Consider the following 8,770-nt stretch of genomic DNA (forward strand, 5'->3'; position numbering starts at 1 on the left):
ACGAAGTCGTATTCGTCGCGAACTGCAGGTTTCCGCGATCGTTAGGGTTGTGCGGTCTCGTCGTCAGGCGGCCATTTCCTCATGACGGTGTCCGAACGGTGCAGGTGCCAGCAGTAGTGCCCAGCTCGTATTTGTTGATCTTCCCAAGTCATGTGAACCCGGCGACGAACGTCGCTGAGTCAGCTATCAACGGGAGTTCGCGCAGCGCGAGGAGCCCTCGGGAGGCGTAGGGCTTGCGCCAAGTGGAGTAGTCGCTTACGGCTACCGGTGTATCGCTGTGCGGAGTGATGGCGATGTGTTGTGCATGGTGGCATCAGTGCGGTTTGACGCTTGGGCTGAGCGGTGGGTTCGGCTCCGGAGCGATGGCGATGGGGATGATCCGCCGTTTGCTGTGGACGACGACGGGTTTCTGCTCGAGCCGGGTGCCGAAAGTGATGGCTGGTGTCGTCCGGCTGACGCTGCGGCGCAGGGTGGTTGGGTCTTGCTTGGAGAGCCTGGGGCGGGCAAGACCACCACCTTCGCCAGTCTCGTTCCCGAGGTCGAGCAGGACTGCTCGCCGGAGCCAGGGGAACCAGGGACAGTGTGGCTGACTGGTGTGGAGTTGGAGGACCGCGCGGCAGCGGACGAGTTGCTCGGTGTGCACTTCAGTGCGTTGCCCTTGACCTCGTCGTCCGTTGGCGGGGGAGTGGAGCCCGCAGCGTTGAGGGTGGTGATCGACCAGCTGGACGAGAGCCTGTTTCTCCGCCATTTGCCCAGCTGGTTGCGCAGGCAGTTACGGGGCCGTGACACCCGCAATCTCCGGATCTGGTTGGCGTGCCGAACCGCTGTCTACCCCGTCGAGCTGACCGAGGTCCTGGATGCTCGGCTTGGGGCGTGCCGGGTAGGTGATCTTGCCCCGTTGACTCGGTGCGACGCTGACGAGTTGGTCACTGGCGCTGGAGTCGATGCTGAGGCATTTCTGGAGGCGGTAGTGGCCAACGGCGCAGGTGCGTTGGCCAGTGTTCCCCTGACGCTGAAGGTGCTGCTTAACGCCTACGTGCAGGATCGGACGTCGTTGAGTGGTGGACCGTTGCAGCTGTTTAAGCTTGGGGTTGACGTTCTGGCAGAGGAGCCCAGTCGAGATCGTCTGCGGGGGTGGGAAGCGAGTACTGGGCAGCAACGAGTGGCCATCGCGGCGCGGGTAGCAGCGCACCTTGTCCTCAGTGGCCGCAGATCTGTGCATACCCGGGTGCTGGGAGCGGCCTCGGACCAAGCAGTGCAGATGGGACAGGTGGTCGGGGAGCACGAGACAGCGGGTGGTGGCAGGTTCGAGGTCACCAAGCCCCTGGTTCAGGAGAGCTTGGCGACGGCGTTGTTCAGTCGCACCGGTCCGGACAGTGCCGCGTTCGCGCATTCGTCGTTCGCGGCGTATCTCTCCGCGCGATACCTCTCCGCTCAACTGGTCGGGCCGTCGCCGATGCCGCAGCAACAGTTGAAGGGCCTGTTCCTTGTCAGCGCTCCGGACGAGGACACAGCAGCCGTGCCCGAGCATCTACGCGAGACTGCGGCCTGGATGCTCGCCCACGTTCCCGAGCAGGTCGAGTGGTTGGCCGGGTCTGACCCGGAAGGGTTGGTCGCCCACACTGCGGTGATCACGTGCCACCGCACCCGCGCGGTGGTGGTCGAGGGCCTACTGGCGCGAGCCGACCGCATCGAGTTGACCAACAGAGCCTGGCAGCGTGCTCGCTGGCACGTGGCCCACCCTGGCCTTGTCGACCAACTCACCGCAGCGTTCGATGAGGCGTTGGATCGCGTCGATGACGACTGGAGCGCTGTCGCTACGGCAAGGCTCGCGGTACGTCTGGCCCATGATTCGGGCCTGGCCGTGCTGGCTGGCCCCTTGCTGAGGGTGGTGGAGAACGACCGCTGGCCCGTGGCGGTGCGCCAGAGCGCCGCCAAGGCGGCGCTCAGCGTCGGTTCCAAGGCCGACACCGTCGAACGGTTGCGCAGTGTGCTCGCCACCTTGGTTCCGCCCTCCGACGCTGACCCAGATACCTCCGCGTGGGATGGGCAAGAGACAAACAGCCCAGCTGAACTCGTGGGAACACTCCTGAGTCTGCTGTGGCCAGGGCATCTGACCTTCGCCGAAGTGGCTCCCTACTTCCGGCCGGTCTTCTCTCGCCACTTCACCGGGATGTTCTCGGCCCAGGTCCCGCTTATCCCGCAGGGAGTTGACGACGACGACCTGCCGGCGTTGATCGTCCGCACCGAGACGATGCTGCACGCTCACGGCGTCCGCCTGCAGCAGCCGGACGCAGACGCCATGTACGAGGACATCGAGGACGCTTCCGCGGTCTCCGTGCCCCAGGCAGCCCCGTCACCACTTTCGTACGAGCGCGCCAACCGGCTGCGTACATTGGTTCTACCGGTCGCCGACCGCGTGCTCAGCTCACCGCGGGCCCGAGAGCTACTGCATCCGGTCGCTCGCATGCTTCTGTGGTTTCTCACTGGCTTCGCGCGTCTACCGATGCCATGGCCTGTCGATGTGATCAATGCCCTCGACGGGAGCGAACACGACCACACCCGAGACGTACGCCGTGACCTCGCAGAGGCCCTTCTCGAGATCGCCTACCAGTTGGACCCCGCCCAGTACGACTACTGGACACACAGGATCGTCGGGGCTTGGGGGACACCCGGATACGGTACCGACCGGGCTACCCCGCCCGGAGTCCGGCGCGGCAACCGGACCCATCTGCTCGACGCTGGCGACGCCCACTGGACACGAACCCGGGCGGCATGCCACCGAGGAACTGGGAACACGCCTCTCGCCGATGTCCTCGACGACTTGGCGTCCCGTCTGGCCCAACCGCCCGAGACAACCCCCGAGCCTGACTTGGAGGTATGGGAACTGGCCGACAAGTTCGCTACCGCACAGCGCACTCGCCTGGACAAGGCCGTCGCAGGAGACGCGACCGGCTTCTGGACATTGGTCAAATACTTGCGGCTTGACCCCAAGACAGGGCGCCATGAACTGACTGAAAGCTGGATGGCCAACCGCTACGCGGGTGCCATGCTGTGGCCTGCGGACGAACTGGATCAGCGTCTGCGTGTGGCGGCTCGCCTCTACCTCCAGTCCGAACACGATCACCATCTTGCCTGGTTTGGTTTGCCAACCGGTGACTGGCGTGCGGAAGCGGGGATGGTCGCGCTCGCCGTCCTGCAAGACGAACTGGATGATCTACCCACGGAACGCTGGCAACATTGGGCGGGCGCCATCCTCGGCCACGTCGGGCACTTCGGAACCACGCACCTCAGCCTTGACCAGAAGCTGCTCGCTTACGCCACCCGCCACGCTCAAGCCGAGCTCGCCGCAGTGCTGGTCCAGTACGTCCGCAAACAGGTACTTGGCCAAGATGGGCCCTTGAGGCTGCCCGAGCTACCCTCCACTTTCACATCGCAGCTCACCGAACTGGCGGTGGAACTCGCCAGCGCCATCCAAGCGCAGCCGCGCGAGTCGAGCGCGCCCGGAGCCAACAGAAGCCAAGAGGGCGAACACATCCCAGGCATCGAGGGGCCGATCGTCCTGTCCTCGGATGATGTCCTCCGTGCGAACGCGATCCGTAGTTGGGGAGTCCTCCTGCAGCAACCACTGGACGCGGGCGACGTCACGGCAATTCGTCTCGCCATGGACGTGCTTGACCGTTACGAAACAAGTCCGGACTCCGACGTCGCACGACAGATGGCGACCGCCGCAGCCCGCGCGCTGTTGACCGCAGATCCAGCCGCCAACTGGCCCGCAGTCCACTCCCGACTCACCACGTCACCCAGGCTCGCCCAGCCTCTCGCCCTCGATTGCGCAGCTGCCGAGAAGACCAACCACATCACCGCCGAGCTCCCAGACATGGCCCTTGGCCAGGTCTACAGATGGCTGATCGGCGCCTGTCCGCCCGAACTCGACATTGACTCCTCCGATTTTCGCATCGTCACCGCTGAAAACGGGGTCCACGCTTGGTGCCGCAACATCTTGGTGGTGCTCGCCGACCGCGGTACACCCGACACCGTCCACGTCCTCCGAAGCCTCGTCAATGATCACCCTGAACTACTGGCCATCCAGGCCGCAGTCCATCAAGCCCGACGCCGTGCCCAGGCATTCGCGGTCACCCGGCTCGACCCAGAGCAGGTTACGACGCTCCTGCGCGACCGAACCCGCCGAGTGGTCAACACCGCCACCCAACTTGCCTCTGTCATCCTGGAGACATTCGACCTCATCGCCCGGGATCTCCACACTCATGGCAATCTGCTCTGGGATTGCGAACGCCAGCCCCGCTTGTCCGACACCGCGCCGAACTCCGCCCTTCCGCTGGCGTGGCGCCCCAAACCTGAGGGGGCCCTGGGTGCCTACCTGGCTCACGAGCTCACCCTGCGGCTTGCAGGAGACCGCGTCGTGGTCAATCGCGAGGTCGTCATCCATCCCACAGGCCACGGTGACTCCGGGGAGCGACCCGACATCAAGATCGATGTCATCTGCCAGGGCGACGCCATCGTGGAATCTCCAGTGCTCAGTGTTCCGATCGAGATCAAGGGCGCCTGGCACAAAGACCTGCTCACTGCCCAAGACACCCAACTTGCACAGCAGTACCTATCCCGAATGAACACCAGCGATGGAATCTACGTCGTCGGCTGGTATCCTTTCGAGCACTGGGACATGCTGACGCCTACGGACAGGCGAAGGGCCGTGGCGAATCGCCACGGATCTGCGTTGAAACTCAAGGGTATCCTCGAACTGCAAGCGAGTCAGATCCACGCCGTTACCGGCCGACGAACCCATCCGTACGTGTTCAATATTCCTCGGGCTACCCCCTCCACGAAATGATTGCTCGGTATATCGAATGAGCTGCGAACACTCGCTTGCGCGTACCTGTTTTCTGTCTGAAATGGAGGATGCATGCACGGGGAAGATGATGCCGTGTCCACCCCGGGCGTGCCTGGCGCGGAGGCTGATCGAGGCTCTGGTCTCGGAGCAACGGGCAACTCCGCGAGCGGAGTTGGGGGCAATGTGGTGCAGGCTCGCACGATCGGTAGCGTCCACTTCACGGTCGCCGCTCCCGATGGGCTCGTCGCCGCTGAGCGCCTAGAGGCACTAGCCGAGCGTGATGAGTCAGTCCTGTTGGGTACACGTCGGCGCAATAGTCGGGGAAACCGTGGTCTGCGGCCGAAGATGATGGCATCGCAGACATACTCTTCGGAGTTGGTGCGGTTACTGCAGGATCCAGATGGCGCTCAGGTGGTGGTAGTTCACGGGCGAGCGGGTTCCGGGAAGAGCTCTGTGGTTGTGGACGCGGTCGACGAATTGGCGCATCTAGGCTGGGTCGTCGGGGTTGTCCGCATGGACAGAGTAGCTGCGGTCTCGTGCTCGTCGGACGACTTGGGGAAGGCGATGAAACTGTCGACGTCGCCGGTGCGATCGCTTGGGGCCGCAGCGCGCGACAAGCCCGCGGTTCTGGTCGTGGACCAATTGGATGCGGTCAGCACCTACTCGGGGCGCATGTCTGACAGCTTCGACTCCGTCGAGGACACCCTCAACGAGGCGCGGGCAAGCTCTGCCGGAAACATTAAGATCATCTTGGTGGTGCGGACCGTGGACCTCACTGCGGACCCGCGGATGAGTTCGTTGCTCACCGAAAAGCCTCGAGTGGCAACTATGGAGATCGCGGACCTATCACTGGACGCCGTCCGTGAGGCGTTGGAACGCGGTGGTGTCGATACGGTGGGCATGCGACCCGTGACACTGGATCTGTTGCGAGTGCCCCTGCATTTGTCTGTGTTCGAGCGCTTGTCCGAAGACGCACGGCAGATGGCGTTGCGGACGCTTCCAGAACTTTTCGAGCGTTTCACCGCGCAGATCCGAGACGCGGTCGAAGATGGTGTGAGTGAAGACGGTTGGCAGCGTCTCGTCACTAGTCTTGTGCGGTATATGAGTGACAACGAGGTGCTGCAGGCGCCGTTGGCGGTGATCGACAGCGTTCCTCGACGACTGGTGCCTACGCTGACCTCAGCCGGGGCACTAGTCGAAGACGGTCTATCAGTCGGATTCTTCCACGAAACTTACTTCGACTTCCTGTTCGCGAGGGCCTTCGTGGCTCAAGGCCGGAGTCTGCACGAGTTCCTCGTCGAGTCAGGCCAGCACCTGTTCCGCCGGGCCCAGACTCGCCAGGTACTCGAGTACCTCGCTGCCACCGACCGTCGGGCCTTTCGGGAGACGACGATCGGGTTGCTGTCCAGCGGCGTCATCCGCACCCACCTGCAGTACCTGACAGTGTCGATCCTCCGCCAACTCGATGCCAGCGACCAAGACTGGCTGGCGATCGAACCGCTCGCCTTCGGCGATTCACCTCTCGCTCCGCACCTGGCCGGGTTGCTGTCGACGCCTAGCTGGTTCGATGCCGCCGACGCGGCTGGACGATGGGAATCGCTACTCGCGTTTCCGGACACCGTCGACGCCGCGGCGCACCAGTTGATCATTGCCGCCCGCGAGCGTGGGGCCCGTGTCAGCGAACTTGTCCGTCCCTACGTGGGCCTGCCGGGGGAGTGGAAGGCACGGCTGCGGGGCATGGTGCAGTGGTCATTGCGATCCGACCTGGTCGACCTCGCCATCGAGTTGATCGGCAACGGCACTCTGGACGACGTCCGTGGCGGGCTCGCGGTAAACAGCGACTTCTGGACCGTCCTATACGGCCTGGTCCACGATGACGACGACCGTGATCTCGACGGAGCGGCTCGACTCATCGGGGCCTACCTACGCCGAGCACTGATCCGAGCCCGTGAAGACGGCGCTGCGGACCCCTTCCGCACCGACTACTTGAGCGACTACTCGACAGCCGGTGGCGAGCGCACGATCACCACGACCGCACTGGGTGCTCCCGCGACGTTCGTCGTCGAGGTACTCCCGTTCATGATCGACGTCATGGTCTCGACGCCCGAACCGGGCAACGACGATCAGTTGAGATTTGTGCCGAGGTGGAGCCACCGCTATCAGGGATCCGGTCACAGCATCGACGGAGCCCTCTTCGATGGTCTCGACCGTGCCCTCTCAGCGCAGGCAGGATGCGATCTCGACACCACCATCGAGCTGATCCGCACTCTCGCGGGGAGCGACTATGAACCGCTGCGATTCCTTGCGTGCCGGGCATTCACCGCGGCAGGTCCGGCAGTCTCCGAGGAAGCCCTCGACTGGTTGTGCCGCGACCCACGAAACCTTCACCTGGGCTGGGCTGACAGTTCGTCGTGGGCAACCCGCGAACTCATCGAAGCCGCGACTCGAGCCTGCGACGATCAGCACCTGACCGCGCTGACTGATTTGCTGATCAGCTTCTACCCCGCATGGGAGACGACAGCGGACGGCCGTGCGTGGCGCGGCCGAACGCAGCACATCCTGCTGTCCGCCATCCCGACGGAGCGCCGGTCACAGATCGTCTCCCGCCATACGGCCGAACTCGAGCGCAAGTTCGCCCAATATCCCATCGCGGGTCCGAAGATCATGGAGGCTCACTGGCTCGGACCACCGGTACGAGCCTCGGCAGCGAAACACATGAGCGACGCGGACTGGATTCGCGCAATCAACAAACACCACGACTTGAGAGCCGACTGGTCCGGTCCCACACCGGTCGGCGGCGCCCGAGAACTCGCATCGCTACTTGGCAACTACGCTCAGCAGGAACCCGAGCGGTTCGCTGAACTCGCGTTCAGCTTCACATCCGACATGGCCGCCGCACACATCGAGAACATCATACACGCCGTCACGGGCAAGATCCCTGTCCCGATGCTCTCCCGGCTGTGCGAGCACGCCGCCGCCATCGCCGGGGAATCCCTGGGAACGACGATCTGCCACGCCGTCGCCGAGGTGGCAGCAGACGCCGACGACGCCATGATCGCCCTGCTCGAGCACTACGCACAGGACGCCAGTCCCGACTGTGAGCCTGTCGAACGATCATCTAATCCCGACCCCAGACCGTTCGGGGGTGACCTGCCTACTGCCGGGATGAACTGCACTCGGGGAGCTGCCGCACGCGCCATCGCCCTAGTCCTCTTCGAACAACCGCACAGAGCCGAAGGCCTCCTCGACAGTGTGGAAAGGCTCGCCAACGATCCCACCCTCGCGGTCCGCACCTGGGCCGCAACCGCAGTCACAGCCCTGTTCAACACCCATGGCGAACTTGCGTTCGAACTGGCTGAGGCCCTCGTTGGAGACGAACGCATCGCGGTCCTCGATTCCGAGAACGTCGTCGAGATGTTGACGCATGCCGTCCTGTCCGCACCGGACAGGTTCGCCAACCACTTGAATCGCGCCCTTGCCGGACCCGACTCGGTGGCCGAACAGGCTGGTCACATCTGGGCCAACGCCTACGGCAACGACCGCCTACCCACCACCGTGCCCGCCGACCACACCACCTTCTGTCCCGCTGCCCGACGAGGCATCGCCCAAACACTGGCCACCGCACCCTCCGTCGTTCCTGACGTTCTCGCCACGTTGTTCAACGACAGTGACGAAACCGTGCGCGCCGCAGCCTCACTGGCGATCCAACGCCTCACCGACGCCCCGACACCGACAGCGCAGGAGATCGTCGGGGCATTCACCACCAGTCCAGCGTTCGATGGGCACCTCGACGGGACTGCTCCGAGATTGGTTGACACCTGACCTGTGAGGGCTCGCGTCCTCGCTGGAAGGATGTCTCTGTGCCCAAGCCATACCCCAGGGAGTTCCGCGACGATGTCGTCGCTGTCGCGCGCAAGG

Annotated in this window: 2 protein-coding genes; both read left to right on the top strand. The window is 64.1% G+C overall.

All coding sequences use genetic code 11. From position 1 onward, the window contains the following. The first annotated feature begins 391 nt into the window (after nt 1-391). The gene (locus QSK30_RS20915) at nt 392-4,852 is read left to right on the top strand and encodes a hypothetical protein (protein WP_285505064.1); all 4,461 of its coding nucleotides are present in this window, start codon (nt 392-394) and stop codon (nt 4,850-4,852) included. A gap of 459 nt (nt 4,853-5,311) precedes the next feature. Beyond that, a complete protein-coding gene (locus QSK30_RS20920; RefSeq protein WP_285505065.1) occupies nt 5,312-8,674 on the top strand; it encodes an NACHT domain-containing protein in 3,363 nt (1,120 codons plus the stop codon). Nucleotides 8,675-8,770: the final 96 nt, after the last annotated feature.

This window comes from Actinokineospora sp. NBRC 105648 (assembly GCF_030269645.1).
In the GTDB taxonomy this organism is placed as follows: Bacteria; Actinomycetota; Actinomycetes; order Mycobacteriales; family Pseudonocardiaceae; genus Actinokineospora.